The following is a 15,986-nucleotide window of genomic DNA, read 5'->3' as shown; positions in this document are numbered from 1 at the left end:
ACGCAGATCATCACTGAAAGCCCGGGTCATATTGCCTCCAACCAAATCACCAGTCGGAGCGATGGAATCAGAATTCGGCGACCAAGGGAATCCTCAACGCGATTCCGCGTTCAATGGACGCGCTCTAAATATACACACTGACTTAGAAGTTCATGCGTAAATTAACATTCACGCCATTTTGCGTGAGTCCCGAACCGAACTGCCCTTGATAAGTGACGTTTAGCAGAGCAGCTTTGCTAAACTCGAAATCAAAGCCGCCTGAAATAAGGGCCGTGTTCTTACCAACGCTGGTTCCGCCGATGATAAAACCGTCGGACCCCGCGAAGCTTGCCGCTGATGTTGGGCGGTCATCGCCATAGGCACGATGCCATGCGATATCTGCACGTGCCTTCACCGGGACAACATGCTTGTTCAAAGCGGTTGACGCACGAATACCAAAAGTCGAGAGCGCCGTATTTATCGTACTCTCTTCGACGTTCAGTCCAGCACCATGAGTATCTTTTTCTGAAAAGCCATCTGTTTTCAGGCGAACATAAGCAAGATTTACGTATGGTTCGATTCTCGATTGTTCGGTGGGTTCAAGCCTATAGCCCAACTCACCGAAAACTTGAAAAGTCCCGGCATTGTAGTCAGCTAGCAGCTTGTCATCAAAGTCAGCAAAGGCAATTCCACGCTTCATTTCAATATTGTGCCATGTATAAGACAACCCAGAACGAAGCGCGACTACGCCCAGAGCAGCAGGCGTCTCCGTGCCTGCATAGGTACCTAATGTATAATCATCGCTTGTCCCAGACGACATGCGCTCATTAAGCCGGAAATTTGTCTGACTATAGCTCGCAAGTACACCAAAGCGCCAGGTGTCAAAGACTTGCGTGTCGACGCCAGTTATGAAGCCGCCAACACTTGATTTTGTTCTTGCGGCAATGCCTTCACCAGAGAGGTTCGTCCATCCGCCAAATCCGTGTCCCCAAACTGTTGGAAAGTTGACGTCCTCGGGAGATTGGCCATTAGAAATAGACGGCGCAGCAAATACTTGTGCTAGGTTGTTATAAACGACCGACCGCGTATAGGCACTATTATTGATAAATGTTGCCTGGATGGAAGCATAGGCTTCTCCAGATAGTTGATCGTAAGCGCGACGGGCGTCTTGCTGTGTTAGGAACAAAATATTATCGTAGAGTACACCTCCCGAGCCTTGGCTTTCCAGTGCTTCCGCCGTAGACACCTGATTTTGGCTATTTGCAACATCGGCAAAGGCTACTGCAGAACGGCTTGTATTGAGGAAAACGTTGTTTGCGTCATAATGCAGCACGAAATCGATAAATCGCGCGTTGTTAACGTATGATCCAGAAATCTCACCATACGTGCCGTTTACACCACCTGTCGCACTTAGCACTACAGCGCGAGAAAATGCGTCTACACCAGAAGTAGTCCCCTGATAGATCAATTCAAATGAGCTGCCGTCTTGAAGATTGGCAGCACCATCAACAATAATCTGGTCAAGCCCTGCTTTGGGCTCAGTACCGGAAACAAAATCCGCAACATAAGCTGAGCCGCTTTGCTGAGTAAAAATCCCGCTAACGGTGAGTCTACCAATCGCATTTTCAGGGTTCAACACACTGCCGGGTGCGATTCTCCCGCCATTGAACAAGGTCAAGTCACCAACGAAGCCACGTCCAGCAATCGTACCGGTTTCGGAAACCTCTGTAGGCGAACTTACTCTGCCATTTATCTCAAGTACACCACCAACGATTTTCGTTCCGCCTTCATAGCTGTTCTCCCCTTCTAAAGCGAGAATGCCTTCACCACGCTTCGTCAGATCGCCAATACCGGAAATCGAGTTGGACCATATTGAAGAATAGCCCTGAGTATCGACGTTGAAAACGCCGTTGTAACGAAACGCCATAGGACCATCGACTGCTAATCCAAGGTTTAAAAGTCCTTGCCCAAACTTGGCTTCGTCTTCAAAACCTTGTTTGGTCGCGGTTGTGAGGATCGTTTCCATCGTCTGCCGTGCATTTAAGTATGGAAATGCCGATCGCACCACAGCTGCAGCGCCTGCAACGTGCGGAGACGCCATCGATGTTCCTTGCTCATACTTATAATCGCTATTATCATTTGTGGCATCACCTTGTGGCCAAGTGGAGTAGATGCCGTCAGGATCATCATCCTCCGACATCATCACCCCGCCAGGCGCTGCCATACACCATTCTGCTGTCTCACCACACTCGTTGCTGTACGGAGCGATATTGCCATCACGCCCGACTGAGACAACAACGATCAGCGACCCTTTCAAATCAGAGAAATCCATATTTACCAGAGACGGGTCCGCGGGACTAAGAAAGCGATATGTGGCGGGGTCGTTCGGATTGATATCGTCTTCAAAATCCATATCCAAAAATCTGATTTTTTCTGAGTTGATGAAGTCAGATGTAATCAGCGGGAGCATACCGTTTCCAGTTGGCATAGAAGTATAGTAACCGGGCTGGTCCTCGCGTTCGTTACCAGCTGCAAAAACCATGACAACGTCTTTTTCAGCTGCGTATTTCATCGCTTCGTAGGTTACTTGAAGATCATCCGGGGTCTCGATCATCAATTGGTAATCGAGAACCTGATAATTCGGATTGGGTACACCATCGACGGTTGGCATTGGAAATGTATTGGGCCCATAACTTCCGTTAAGTACCTTTGCACCATGGTCAGCAGCATAAATTATCGCCCGATCAGAAGCAGGTAACCCATCATCATCCTCTGCAACTTCGATTGCACGCAATGGCATGATTGTCGCGTCATAGGCTACACCTTGCATACCAAAGCCATTACGGCCAGCACCAATAATCCCGGCCACATGTTGGCCATGCCCATTCAGAGATCCATCGTCATCAAAAGACGGGAAAGTATCGAGAGAGTCATTATCGGTGCCAAAATTATATAAAGCCGGCGAAATGCGTCCTGCAAATTCAGGATGATTAATATCAAGTCCTGAATCGATAACAGCAACCGTTACGCTTTTGCCTGCAAACCCTTTCTGATAAGCAGGCAGCGCATTAATCATATCAAGCCCCCAATTAGCATAATATTCAGCATCAGCGGCACTTGAAAAAACTTGCGGGATGTCCTGTGAAAAAGCCAAATGTGGCGTCATAAGTGAAGTCGACAAAAACAAAAATTTTAAGCCACTTTTCACAGAAAACATACCCACCCCAATTCCATTTCTACTACACGTTCCATTTAGAAAATACTGACATACCTAACAACATTGGTGATAGATATGTAATCCCCTCGAAACCGATTATAGCTATAGATTATAATTTTCAAAGAAATATTTAGAATAAATATACAAAATAAAAAATTTCCAACAATACTACGTTAATTTAAATATTATTTATATTTAGTAAATATTTTATTTTATTATAATTAATGTATAATGTATATTTATCGATTTTCATATATAAAAAGCACAAATATGCGCGTATTAAATACTTATAAAAAGCGACAACTCGCATTATAAACTTATAACAATTTTTCTATATAAATATTAATCGCAATACCGGCATTAAAATCAGTAAGATTCCGCGGAAATATTGCATCTCGCGTTACCGCATCCGAATTGCACTATACCAAATTTCAGTGATATCTTTTTCACGCATTATAATTTTAAAATATCTCATAATTTTCTGCTAGAAATGAAAACGCGTTTTCCGCCTGCAACGGTTTTATCCACAGCTTCCGCCTGAATATAAAGCTCCACATTCTAAAATACAACCAGTAGACGTTTAATGACAGCCCTCCCTCTTTCTTTCAACCTCTTCACCAATCTCAACACAATGTTTAAAAAGTGGTAAATCATGACCAAGTACGGATTTATGATTTTCATGTCTGTTATCACGCTAGCTATTTCTCTTCCCAGCCAGACTTTCGCGGATTTTACCGGTCAACCAACACGCTGGGTTCAGAAACCAGCTCGTTCACCAGACGCAAAGCTAATCGCCTTCACACATCGGGGCCAAGTTTTCCTGACAGATAATGATGGTGGATTGGCGTTTCCCACCTCTCCATCAGGTGCCTATAGTCATAGCGTTGTCTGGGCCCCAGATTCGAAGAGACTGGCCTTTGCTTCTGATGTGAATGGTGATGACGATGTTTATGTTGCCGTTTTGTCCGACATCAACGCCTTTGAGACCAAACAGTGTTAATTGAGCAGAGAGGACTTTCGGCTCATCATAGCTCAATTAAAGGAAGCAAAGATGAGACAGAAACCCGTTCCGCAAACGTCTACCGCTGAGAAGACGATGAAGGATATACGGCGCGCGACGCGCAAGCATTATTCTGCAGAGGATAAAATCCGTATTGTGTTGGAAGGCCTGCGTGGCGAGGACAGCATTGCCGGGATTTGTCGCCGTGAGGGGATCGGCGAGAGCCTGTATTATAGCTGGTCGAAGGAGTTTCTCGAAGCTGGCAAGAAACGCCTTGCTGGCGATACGGCCCGCTCGGCGACCAGTGACGAGGTTCGGTCACTGGGTCGTGAAAGCCGTGACCTGAAAGAGGCAGGCTTTGTCGCAAAATTTTCACTTCTGTTGAGTTAAATGCGTCCGTTATGTTTATTTGAACGAGATGCGAGCGAATGGCTGTCGATTTCAAAGGGGCTCATTTCCCCAAAAGCGTCATTCTTTATGCCGTATTCTTCTACCTTCGTTACCCTGCCTCCTATCGTGACCTTCAGGAAATTATGGCCGAACGAGGCGTCGATGTTGATCATGCAACCTTAAACCGTTGGGTCGTTCGATATGCGCCACAGATTGCAGATCAGGCACAGAAACGTAAGCGACCAACATCTGGCTCATGGCGTGTTGACGAGACTTATATAAAGGTCAAAGGGAACTAGACCTATCTGTATAGAGCCGTAGATCGTGATGGCCAAACTCTTGACTTCATGCTCTCTGAGCGCCGAAATATCGGCACAGCAAGGCGTTTCTTTAGGAAAGCCATTGCAAGCAATGGTGTTCCTAACAAAATCGTCATTGATAAGAGCGGGGCGAATTTAGCTGGCGCACAGGCTATCAACACGATCCTGAAAATCACGGGCACAGGTAAGATGATTGAAATCCTGCAGGCCAAATATTTGAACAACATCCTTGAACAGGACCATCGGTTCATTAAGCGGATCACTAAACACACATTAGGCTTCAAAGCATTCCATTCAGCTTCAGCGACAATTGCTGGCATCGAAGTGGCGCATATGATCCGCAAGAAGCAATTCGCCAACAACAACCGCTCGCCATTCAAGGTCTTCGCACAGCTCGCAGCATAATTGCGTCCACAGATATGGCCGTCTTTAACCGGGCAAAAAATTTGCGACAAAGCCTTATATCGTACCCCTTTTCTCGTATCGCAGGGGATCTACTGCTGTCATGGTCACACGTAAAAAAATATTTTTGAAACTTCGGAAGAGATAGGCCTCCTAGAAAATCTAAAATCGGAAAGAGAAGAAGTACGTATACTTCTACCGATGAAGTATTTATCTAAGTCAATGATAATTAGCATGTTAGCTTTGGCAGCACACGCCACAAAGCATGCGATTGGCAACGAATATATAAATAGCAATATTTTATAAATCAGAAAATTAATAATAGATAATTAAGATTTTAACGCCGTAAGTTATGCAAGAATTTATATAAGTATTGCGCAATCCGCTGCTACTCCCGGCGGCTTTCATTTTTCTGCTCCGGGAGTAGTAAGATCGTTAGTGCCAAACTTATTCAGGTTTTGGGATTTCACCTGCACGATAGTTTGGAAGACGGCCGGCGGGCAGGATGGACACGAGCGCCAATCCAGCCATTATCAGAAAGCCGATTTTTAGAGCGAGAAGCCGAGACTCTGTGTTGATGCGTAATGCCTCAAGCTTTTGCTCAGGCGATGCGCTCGTCGCCGCGATAACTCCAGCCAACTGATCATTGCTGACGAAAGTGATGCTATCAAGGTTGACTTCCGACTGAATTTCGATCGGCAAAGTCGGATTTTCAGCCAACTGACGCATAACAGCACTGCTGAGCAATCCGACAAGCAAAGCTCCCGAAACAGCGGTACCGACCGCTGCTGCAAGATTGTTTGTCGTTCCTCTTAGCGATCCAACATCGCCTGCGAGTTCTTTCGGCGATGAAGTCACCAGAACATTGAAAAGCAGTGTTACCAATGCTCCCTGACCGATGCCAAAAAGTATCAAACCGAACAGGACCGGTATTGAACTCCAGTCATTGCGAACCACAAAAGCGAGCCAGACCAGAGCAACCGCACACAGGCCGAAACCATATCGCCCTATCTGCCGCGGCGACAGCTTGCCATACAGTTTAACGATCAACATGGCGGCAAAGAATACCGTCAGGTTGAAAGGCAACATAGCCACGGCTGTTGCGAGCGGAGAACGTCCCTGCACAATCTGAATATAAAGGGGAACCGAAAAATTCAGCGCAGCTTCAAGCGCGACAACAGCAAACATCGCAAAAACAGCGGCCCGCTCTTGCGGTGAATCCAGAACCTGAAGAGGAAGTAGAGGCGTCAGGTTTTTCGCTTCGCGCCTTCTGGTCCATAAGAAAAATGCTTGTCCCAAAACGATCCCGAAGACGATAAGGATCGGTGCTGGTGAAACGCCGAGCAAGTTAAAAGGAGCATTTGAACGAGCGAAAACAAGCCCCCAGCCATTCAGATTATTAAAGCCAAAGCTGATTGCAATGATGGCAGATGCGGCTAGAAGCACGCCGATCCCATCAATTTTAACATCAGGCCGGCCATGATCGGGCTTCAGACGGAAACTTAAAACGAGAACAAGTGCGGAAACTGCAACGAGAATACCGAATACTGGGCGCCATCCAATGTAAGTTCCAAGCATACCGCCAATAAGGAAGGCAAGTACGCCAGCACCTGCACGTGCCGAGCCCAGGGCACCGAGAGCAGTTGCCTGCTGATTTCCTTGGTAGTTTTCGGCAATCAGAGCAACCAAGGCGGGAACGATTACAGCACCCGCTGCACCGCAAAGCGCCTGAGCCGAAATCATTGCCGTAGCGTTGGGGCTCAATGTCATAATGACCTGTGCAACACCAAACACGATCACCGCTAGCCGGAATACATGCAATGCGCCAAATTTCTGCACAAGCTTTGCACCCAACATTACAAAGCCAGCTACGATCATAGAATAGGCAACAATTCCGGTCGCAACGGTAGTCGGTGCGACGCCGAAACTCTCAACCATGCCACCAAGTGCCACCGGTAGCGATGCAACATTAAAAGACATGATGGCCTGCCCGAAGGCGATAGCGATCATGGGTATCCATGAGTTCTGTTGTTCTGGTGAACTGACCTTTGAAACAGCCATGACGATTAATTCCCTCTCGGAATGTATGAGCTGATATCTTTATAAAAAGCTGATTAGCTGTTGGGATTAGAGACCAGGAGATCAAGTCCCAAACGCTGTGACAAAAATTGTGCTGCCAACTGGCCCTTGACACTATTTCCAGCCTCGTCGAGCGGTGGTGCAAATGTTCCTAATCCGCCTTTCCCCGGCGATACAGTCACGATACCCCCTCCGATACCGCTTTTCCCAGGCAGTCCGATTTCATAAAGCCAATCACCCGATGTTTCGTAAAGGCCGGCAGTGAGCATCACTGCGAGTGCGTAGTGACACACATCCGGCTTGACGACCTGCTCTCGCGTGATCGGATTGACGCCGCCATTCGCCAGAGTTGCACCCATAACAGCCAGATCGCGGGCACTGACATTCAATGAACACTGGCGCGTATATAACTCAACAGCCTCCGTGGGATCACAATAGATGCGACCTGCACTTTCTAGCATCCAAGCGATGCTGCGGTTCCGAAAATTTGTTTCTGATGCCGAGGTATAAACCTCTTCATTGATACTGAGTTGGCGACCGGCAAAGCGCGACAGTCCGTTAAGAATAAACTGCCATTTCTCATCTTCCGTTTGTCCCGGAACAAGGCTTGTTGTTGCAATCGCACCAGCATTCACCATGGGGTTGGTGCGCCCCTCCTTGTCCCGCTCGATGCCAGCAAGAGAATTGAAAGAATAACCCGTCGCATTGACGCCCAAGCGTTCGCGAGCACCCGTTGCACCAATCAAATCACAAATCAGCGCAAAGATGAAAGGTTTGGAGACACTCATGATTGTGAATTCATGATCAGCATCGCCGACCGCGAATACCCGCCCATCTACGCCGACAACACAGATTCCAAATAGCGATTCCGGAACTTTAGCCAGCGCGGGATAGACTTGGGAATTCTGCCCTAATTCAATATTTAAAAACCGCTCATGTGCTTCGCTAACAAGGTTTTTAACCTGCTCAGCCGGCGGGAGAGTTCCAGTGGAAATATAGGATTTTTCCGAGTCCACGAGAGGATTGAGAAGTTCCATAACGCCCCCAATGTGATATTTCTAGCCTTGTGGCTAAACACTAATATACCAAAAAACCTGAACATATGAATATAATCGATACAACAAAAATTATGCATCTTTGCTGTGATATTTTTAAGTTCCATTTTAATTATGAGCTAAGTGACCACAATAATTAATGATTTAAGAAAGATTGAAGATTGGCAATCCGCTTACAATACTGAATATAAGCAAGGAATATTGATCTCTCGGACCTGACAAGAGGCTCCATCTCATTCTGTCGCTCGGAGAGGCATGATAAAATACGAGGCTGGAATGTCAGTGCACGGCTGGTTGAAATGCAGAGACTTTTTTGTCGTCTTGTTGAGCCTTCTGATGATTGCTGGCTGCGCCAATAATAGAGCAAGTACAGGTCTGGGCACGACAGCGGCATATGTCGCCACATCTTCATCTGTTCCGTTTCTGGTTGCAACCGTGCGACAGGCTGCCGACCACACGAATACTCTTTATACGCGTGCAAGAGCGAACCAACTCAATCTTTCAACCATCAATGTACGTATTCCTGAATTCCACCGTGCCGGCACCGTGGAGACTGCATCCCGCAATCCCGATCCGCGACGCAATTTCACGGCTTTTGGTTACAAAATGGTGCCATCTCAAAGCGACGCTCTACGCGAGCTTAATGAAAGACTTGATAGCCGAGCGCCCTCTCAGCGAGAAGTGTTCCTCTTCGTTCATGGTTATAATAACAATTTCGCTGAGGGCTTATTCCGTAATGCGCAAATCGTGCATGATTACGGTATATCAGGCGTTCCAGTTCATTTTTCATGGGCTTCGGCTTCGTCATTCGCCCGTTATGTATATGATCGAGACAGCGCCCTCATTGCGCGCCGAGGGTTGTCTGAAACCCTTGAAATGTTGGCAAAATCCAAATCGAACGGAATCGTTCTTGTGGGTCACTCCATGGGCGGACTCGTCATCATGGAAGCACTTAGAACCCTCTCGTTAGAAAAGCGCTATGATATTCTAAGCCGTATCAGCGGCGTTATGCTCGCAGCGCCTGATCTGGACCCGGATCTTTTCAACAGCCAGCTTGCGGACATCGAAATGCTTCCCCAGCCATTTACCATTGTCGTCTCCCGCCGAGATCGTGCCCTTGATATCTCACGGCGACTTGCAGGCGGAGAACCACGGATTGGTAGTGGTCATGATATCGCCTCTCTACAGAAGAAAAATATTCAGGTTCTGGATATTTCTCAGGTCGAGAATGGAAGTCACACCCTTTTTGCAAGTTCAAATACGCTCATCAGTCTCCTTGGATCAGGACATCTGTTACGTCGTATGATCACAGACGAGTATGCTGGCCTGGATACGACCTTCCGGTCTGTTGGTCAGAGCACTTTCGAACAAGCATCTCTAGCACTTCATCTGCCTGTTCGTATTGTTGAGCGACTGGGCCATCGATAAGAGAGGCTGCAGAAAGAGCGGATTTTTTGTCAAACAGGCAAAGTACCCTGAAATGGGTATCTTTTTTGGTTTTTAAGTCAGTCCCGGCACCGGGTGGAGGTCTGATGACCCACTCCCAGTGCCGAGACGTCCTTCGTCTTTCAGACGCCCAATATCCTCAACGAGGAGCCTCCACGGTTTTTTCCAAGTCGGATTCTTTAATTAAAGAAACATAGAGTGCAGGCAGGAAGACCAGTGTGAGAAGCGTCGCAACAAGTAATCCGCCCATAATCGCGAATGCCATCGGCCCCCAGAAAACCGTGGGAGCAATAGGAACCATGCCTAGCACAGTGGATACAGCTGTTAACATGATCGGTGTGAAGCGAGCCGAGGATGCGTCGAGGACGGCATCCTCAATAGCCTTGCCGGCTTTCCTTTCAGCCTCTATCTGCCCAACCAGGATCACCGCGTTCTTGATGATCATTCCGATAAGAGCAAGCACGCCCAAAATGGCTACAAACCCCAGCGGGCGACCGGACACAAGCAAAGCAAGAACCACACCGATCAGACCGAGCGGAGCCACGCTGACCACCAGCAGTGTCAATGAAAAGCGCCGCAGCTGGAACATGAGGACAACAAACATTATCAAAATCATGACGGGGACGACCGCCTTCACCGAAGCAAGCGACGCAGCACTTTCCTCAACAGTTCCGCCAATTTCGATGTGATAATCCGGCGGCAGATTTTGTTGGAGCCCAGCAATCGCTGGCGCTAACTGCTGAACAACCGTTTCGGGTAGAGCACCTGCGACGATATCGGCCTGAACAGTTAAACTAGGGGTTCGGTTACGTCGCCAAACCAGCGGATAGCTTTGTTCATATTCAAAACTCGCAAATTGGCTAAGTGGCACGGTTCGACCATCTCGCACCGGAACCTGAATGGTTCGCAATGTATCAAGCGAAACGCGCTGTTCATCTGTCGCTCGCAAAACGACGTTGACCAGATAGATGCCATCTCGCACTTGCGTAACCGGTGCGCCTGTCACCACCGTATTTAAAACACGTCCGATCGTTTCCGTAGACAGTCCAAGCAATCGCGCCTTGTCCTGATCAATCTGAATACGAATTTCGCGTGAAGGCATCGCCCATTGGTAATTGACGGTTTCGGTCAAAGGATTGGTCGCAATGACCTCCGCCAACTTATAAGCAATATCCCGTATCTGGCTCAAATCCGGACCAAGCACACGATATTGAATTGGCCACCCAACTGGCGGTCCAAGTTCAAGTGGAGAGACCCGGCTGACGATATTTGGAAAGTCCTCTTCAAGCAGTTTTGTCAGCTTATCCTGCAGCCGAAGACGGGCCTTCACATCTTTGGCAACAACAACTGCCTGCCCAAAAAAGTCGTTGGGAAGTTTCGCATCCAATGGCAGGTAAAAACGCACCGCTCCGCGTCCCACATACCCGCTCCATCGTTCGACATCTGGATCATCTTTTAAAATGACGTCCAGGCGCTGCATCGCACGTTCTGTCGCGTATATCGATGCATTCTGTGGCAACTCGAGATCAACGAGAAGCTCGGGCCTGTCTGATGAGGGGAAAAACTGGCGTGGGATGAGCGGCAAAAGCAGAAGCGAAATAATAAAAAGGCCTAGTGTTAACGCGATTGTAATCCACTTGCCCTTGAGGGCAATTGATAGAAAATGCCGATAAGATCGCATGACACGGCTGGGTTCACGCCCGGTCTTTGTTGGCGCCTTGAGCACATAGAGCCCTATAAGTGGCGCAAAGACGACGGCAACAAACCAGGACACCACAAGCGCGATGCTAACGACAGCGAACAGGCTGAACGTGTATTCACCCGCTGAACTCGCTGCAAAGCCGATCGGTACAAAGCCTGCAATTGTTACAAGTGTGCCGGCAAGCATCGCAAAAGCATAAGTCTTGAAGGCATAAACCGCCGCAATTTCCTTTGTCTCTCCTATGGCCAGTCTGCCCAATGTTGCATCGGTTGTCGTCATGGCATCATCGACCATCAGGGCCAATGCAATGATCAAGGCTCCGAGCGATATACGTTGCATGTCAATGTTGAACAGCCACATGACAGCAAAAACGGCAGCGAGCGTCAGCGGGATTGTGATGGCGACCATCAGCCCCGCACGGATCCCGAGAGCGATAAAGCTGACAATGAGTATAATGACGACGGCCTGTCCAAGGGACGTCATAAATTCGCCTATGGCACTACGCACCGTAACCGACTGATCCGCCACCAAATGCGGCTCAATTCCATGCGGCAAACTCGCGGTGATTTTTTGCATTTCGGCATTGATATTCTGCCCAAGCCGGAGAATGTCACCACCTTCACGCATTGCGATCGCCATACCAATTCCCGGCTCGCCGTTTACGCGAAACATTGGTTTCGGAGGATCAGAATAGCCGCGTGTAACAGTTGCGATATCTGCCAGCCTTATCATGCGGCCATTCACGGCAAAGTTGATATTTGCAATGTCCTGTTCCGTTCCAAATCCGCCGGAAACATCGATCGCAAGATTCTCATCGCCAGTCATAATGGCGCCAGAAGGCTGAACGACATTCTGAGCCCGCAAAGCTGCAATCAATGCCGAGCGATCTATGCCAAGATTTGCCAGCTCCCGCATCGAAAATTCAACGAATATCTGTTCGTCCTGCTCTCCAAGCAGTTCAATTTTTGCGACATCGGGTACTTTGAGCAATTGAGAACGAGCGCTCTCCACATAGTCTCGCAACTGACGGTGCGTAAATCCATCGGCTGTGAACCCGTATATCAAGCCGAAAGTATCGCCGAACTCATCGTTAAAACCTGGCCCCACGACGCCTTGAGGTAACGTATGACGCATATCAGCGACACGCTTGCGCACGATATACCAGGTATTTTCGACCTCCTTGGCACTCGCGCTGCCATCAAGATTGACGAATATGGTGGCGACGCCCGGACGCGTGAAACTGCGAACATTATCAAGGTGCGGCGTCTCTTGCAGCGTTCGCTCAAGTCGCTCGGTTACTTGCTGCAATGTATCAGTCATGTTGGCACCCGGCCACGCAGCCTGCACAACCATTGTTTTGATAACAAAGGACGGGTCTTCTGCGCGTCCGAGACGGCTATAGGCAAACAAGCCTGCACCCAGAACGACCATCATCAAAAAGATGACAAGTTGCCGCTCGCGAACAGCCCATGAGGAAAGATTGAAACGCATTATTCCCCCGCCGTATTGAGCAAACGGACCTTCTGTCCAGGATATAAGGCCTGCACGCCTGCGGTAACGACAATATCGCCCGCACTCAAACCAGAGGCGACCCCTACGGAGACGTTACCAAAACGGCCAATCTCAATATTCTGCAAGGCAACCGTATTCGTTTCGGGATTCAACACCCATACTGCTGGTGCATTGTTCACCGCAGTCAGTGCAGTGGCTGGAATTTCAATCAAGGCATAATTCTCAATGGTAACCTGCCCATTGACAGTCGAGCCAAGGCGCATCGCATCCGGCGCATTATCAAGACCAACCCGAACACGGAATGTACGGGTAATCGGATCTGCTTGCGGCGCAACTTCACGCACTCGCCCTGTGGCTTTGATCGATGGATCATCCGCAAGCGAGACAGTAATAACGGAATCCGGCGCAGCTTCCCTAAGTACCGATGCAGGTACATCAAATACGCCATCTCGCCCGTCCTGGCGCGCGAGTTGCACGATCATTTGTCCTGCCTGAACAATTTCACCGGGTTCAGCACCGCGCGCCGTCACAGTGCCAGGAGCGTCAGCAATCAGGTTTGTATAACCAAGATTATCCTCGGCGATTTTCACTTGCGCCTGTGCGCTGTCAACGCTCGACAAAGCAGTATCCATTGCAGAGCGCGCGGCATCGTGACTGGAACGCGTCGTGAAACCATTGCGAAGCAACTGATCTTGACGGTTAAAAGCATTTCTCGACATTACGAGCTGGCTTTCCGCCGCAGCCAGCGCCGCGCGAGCAGAGCGGAGTGTATTCATCGCATTTTGCGCGTCCAAGCGTGCGATAACTTGACCTGCTGTGACCCTGTCGCCAACATTAACGGCGCGTTCGATCATCCGGCCCGATAAGCGGAACGCCATGGCCGCCTCATCCTGCGCCTGTATTTGGCCGGTAAATGTTGATGTTTGCCCAGCCGCACCACGCTCGACAGTGGTTACCTGAACAGGCCTTATCTGTTGAGGCGCCTGCTCGGCTTCCTGCGAACAACCAGCTAGCAAGGCAACAGAGGCTATCATCGCGATAAGCAATGAAAATGAACCTCTTTCTGCGCATTTTGTATATCGGCGAACAGAGCCATTTAAAATCCGCACGGCCACTTCCCTTATCAGCTTCATCATGTCTCTAACCCTGCTAAAGCTCATATAATACCCATTACTATCTGCGCGAAAGGCGGCAGCGGTTCGATATAGCCAACTGATTTGAAACGGGAACAAGCCTTGCAGCCTATTCCGTCTGCTCGTCAATTCAAGCTTTTCGCGTACTCAATGCACTTCCAAGATAAGCAAGTCCAGCAATCAAAAGAGCTATTCCCGCAATTGAACCTGACGGAAGCGCTTTTGTCAGCGGTACTTTAAGAACAAGAACACCGCTCGCAGTGAGTCCAATAAGTCCGGAAAGGGCAAACCACCACCATCCACCCTCCGGTTTAATTTTTATGGACATTGCAATTTGCATGAAACCATGGACGAACAAGACGATGGCTATCAAAAGCGTAATAGCAAGCGCACCTTTGAGTGGATTGAGATAAATCATGACACCACCCACCAGCTCCGCCGCACCTGATAGCTCCTGCCAGACAAATCCCGCCCAGCTCTTCACCCAAAGCGACTGAATGATCTTAACGACGCCGATACCAATGAGCACAACACCAAAAATCGTGCTGGCGGCAAACTCTGAGAAAACCGGAAGTAATAAACAAAGCCCCCCGCCGGATACAAGCAGGATACCTAACCCCATAAAAACCACCCATTTCCGCTGTTCTGCGGCTTTGCGGTCAATTTTCAACAAGTGGCGTTTATCCATCGTTATAACCTAGAATCCTAAAACGTATATTGACAATCGTTTAAGCTTTAATCCGTTGAAGACAAGCAAGAATACAATGAATTGTATTCTTGAAAACCCGTCAGTCTGCATATCATTGCGCACATGAAAAATGTGTTCTAGGTCTTGGCTGCATTCAATGGTTCTCTTTTGCGCTCCATTGTGATTCAAGGTTGTTGAAGGAGAACAACCTTGAGTAGAAGAAGCCTTACAGATGAGCAATGGTGGGCACCGTTACTTTAATCTGATCACGGACGCCATTCGGTCTATGATGTGATATTATGCGGATTTCAGGCATGCGACCTCGTGCCAGATGTTGGTGGCGGCGAGGCGCATTTCGCGGTGGTCTGTTGAGGTTAAGCGATTGCGGGGAAAATAGTGAAGGTTGTAAATCGGATCGTGAATGGATGCGAAGCGTTGCAAATGTCGTTCCGATTTAAACCGCTTCATGACCCGCTCACGTCACCGGATCGGCTGATGCGAATTCTCAGCACGGTTGTTCAAACCTTTATGCTGGCGATGATCACAAAGGGTGAGGCCTATTGCCCGGTTGGCGGCAGCGTAAGAGCCCAACTTATCCGTGATCATGACGCGGGGAGCAACACCTTGGCTTAACAAGAGTTTACGGATGAAGCGCTTCGCAGCCTTGGTATTGCGGCGCTTCTGCACCAGCACCGCGAGCACAAAGCCACCCTGATCGCCGGCACGCCACAGAAAATTCCGCTCGCCCTTGATCGTGATGACAACTTCATCCAGGTGCCACTTATCACCAAGGCGGGGCGTACGGCGCGCCGGATCGTGTTGGCATAGTCGCGGCCCAACTTTTCAGCCCATTCATGCACGGTCTTGTGCGTGACGAAGATCCCGCGATAAGCCAGCATATCTTCAACCATGCGAAAGCTCAGTGAAAAGCGAAAATACAACCAAACGGCTTCGGCAATTATCTCTGCGGGATAACGATGACGGTAATAAAGCGTGTCCGTCGTGGAATGATTTGAGACTTTTTGTGCTCTTGAAGATTGGAGTTTCCGGCTTGTTTTGCGGG

The 15,986-nt window shown here is 48.8% G+C and carries 8 protein-coding genes and 3 pseudogenes; 4 read left to right on the top strand and 7 right to left on the bottom strand.

The genetic code is table 11. The features are described from left to right. Window positions 1–142 precede the first annotated feature (142 nt). A complete protein-coding gene (locus tag H5024_RS21120; RefSeq protein ID WP_247875436.1) occupies window positions 143–3,196 on the bottom strand; it encodes an autotransporter serine protease in 3,054 nt (1,017 codons plus the stop codon). 652 nt (window positions 3,197–3,848) lie between these two features. On the opposite strand from H5024_RS21120, the gene H5024_RS21115 reads away from it, so the two are divergent. From H5024_RS21115 to H5024_RS21105, 3 genes and pseudogenes are all read left to right on the top strand, one after another. Next, window positions 3,849–4,196 (top strand): PD40 domain-containing protein, encoded by a 348-nt coding sequence (locus H5024_RS21115; protein ID WP_187549105.1) that lies wholly within the window; start codon window positions 3,849–3,851, stop codon window positions 4,194–4,196. A gap of 51 nt (window positions 4,197–4,247) precedes the next feature. After that, window positions 4,248–4,547 (top strand): annotated as a pseudogene (locus H5024_RS21110) (transposase); the annotation flags it as partial. A gap of 77 nt (window positions 4,548–4,624) precedes the next feature. Continuing rightward, window positions 4,625–5,311, top strand: a pseudogene (locus H5024_RS21105) (IS6 family transposase). 444 nt (window positions 5,312–5,755) lie between these two features. Here H5024_RS21105 and H5024_RS21100 read toward each other — a convergent pair. Then, the gene (locus H5024_RS21100; protein ID WP_187549104.1) at window positions 5,756–7,369 is read right to left on the bottom strand and encodes an MFS transporter; all 1,614 of its coding nucleotides are present in this window, start codon (window positions 7,367–7,369) and stop codon (window positions 5,756–5,758) included. A gap of 53 nt (window positions 7,370–7,422) precedes the next feature. Then, window positions 7,423–8,424, bottom strand: a complete 1,002-nt coding sequence (gene glsA / locus H5024_RS21095; protein ID WP_187549103.1) for a glutaminase A — start codon at window positions 8,422–8,424, stop codon at window positions 7,423–7,425. 294 nt (window positions 8,425–8,718) lie between these two features. On the opposite strand from glsA, the gene H5024_RS21090 reads away from it, so the two are divergent. Then, the gene (locus H5024_RS21090) at window positions 8,719–9,870 is read left to right on the top strand and encodes an alpha/beta fold hydrolase (RefSeq protein WP_187549102.1); all 1,152 of its coding nucleotides are present in this window, start codon (window positions 8,719–8,721) and stop codon (window positions 9,868–9,870) included. A gap of 157 nt (window positions 9,871–10,027) precedes the next feature. On the opposite strand, the gene H5024_RS21085 is transcribed toward H5024_RS21090, so the two are convergent. The 4 genes and pseudogenes from H5024_RS21085 to H5024_RS21070 form a co-directional block, all read right to left on the bottom strand. Further along, window positions 10,028–13,081, bottom strand: coding sequence for an efflux RND transporter permease subunit (locus tag H5024_RS21085; RefSeq protein WP_187549101.1), 3,054 nt, complete (start codon window positions 13,079–13,081; stop codon window positions 10,028–10,030). Continuing rightward, a complete protein-coding gene (locus H5024_RS21080) occupies window positions 13,081–14,238 on the bottom strand; it encodes an efflux RND transporter periplasmic adaptor subunit (RefSeq protein ID WP_247875421.1) in 1,158 nt (385 codons plus the stop codon). The genes H5024_RS21085 and H5024_RS21080 overlap by 1 nt, the downstream gene beginning before the upstream one ends. A gap of 127 nt (window positions 14,239–14,365) precedes the next feature. After that, on the bottom strand, window positions 14,366–14,923 hold the full coding sequence (locus tag H5024_RS21075; RefSeq protein WP_187549100.1) for an HdeD family acid-resistance protein: 558 nt from the start codon (window positions 14,921–14,923) through the stop codon (window positions 14,366–14,368). 297 nt (window positions 14,924–15,220) lie between these two features. Continuing rightward, a pseudogene (locus H5024_RS21070) lies at window positions 15,221–15,885 on the bottom strand (IS6 family transposase). Window positions 15,886–15,986: the final 101 nt, after the last annotated feature.

The sequence above is a fragment of the Ochrobactrum sp. Marseille-Q0166 genome (assembly GCF_014397025.1).
Taxonomy (GTDB): Bacteria; Pseudomonadota; Alphaproteobacteria; order Rhizobiales; family Rhizobiaceae; genus Brucella.
This window is presented reverse-complemented; position numbering and strand designations above follow the sequence as displayed.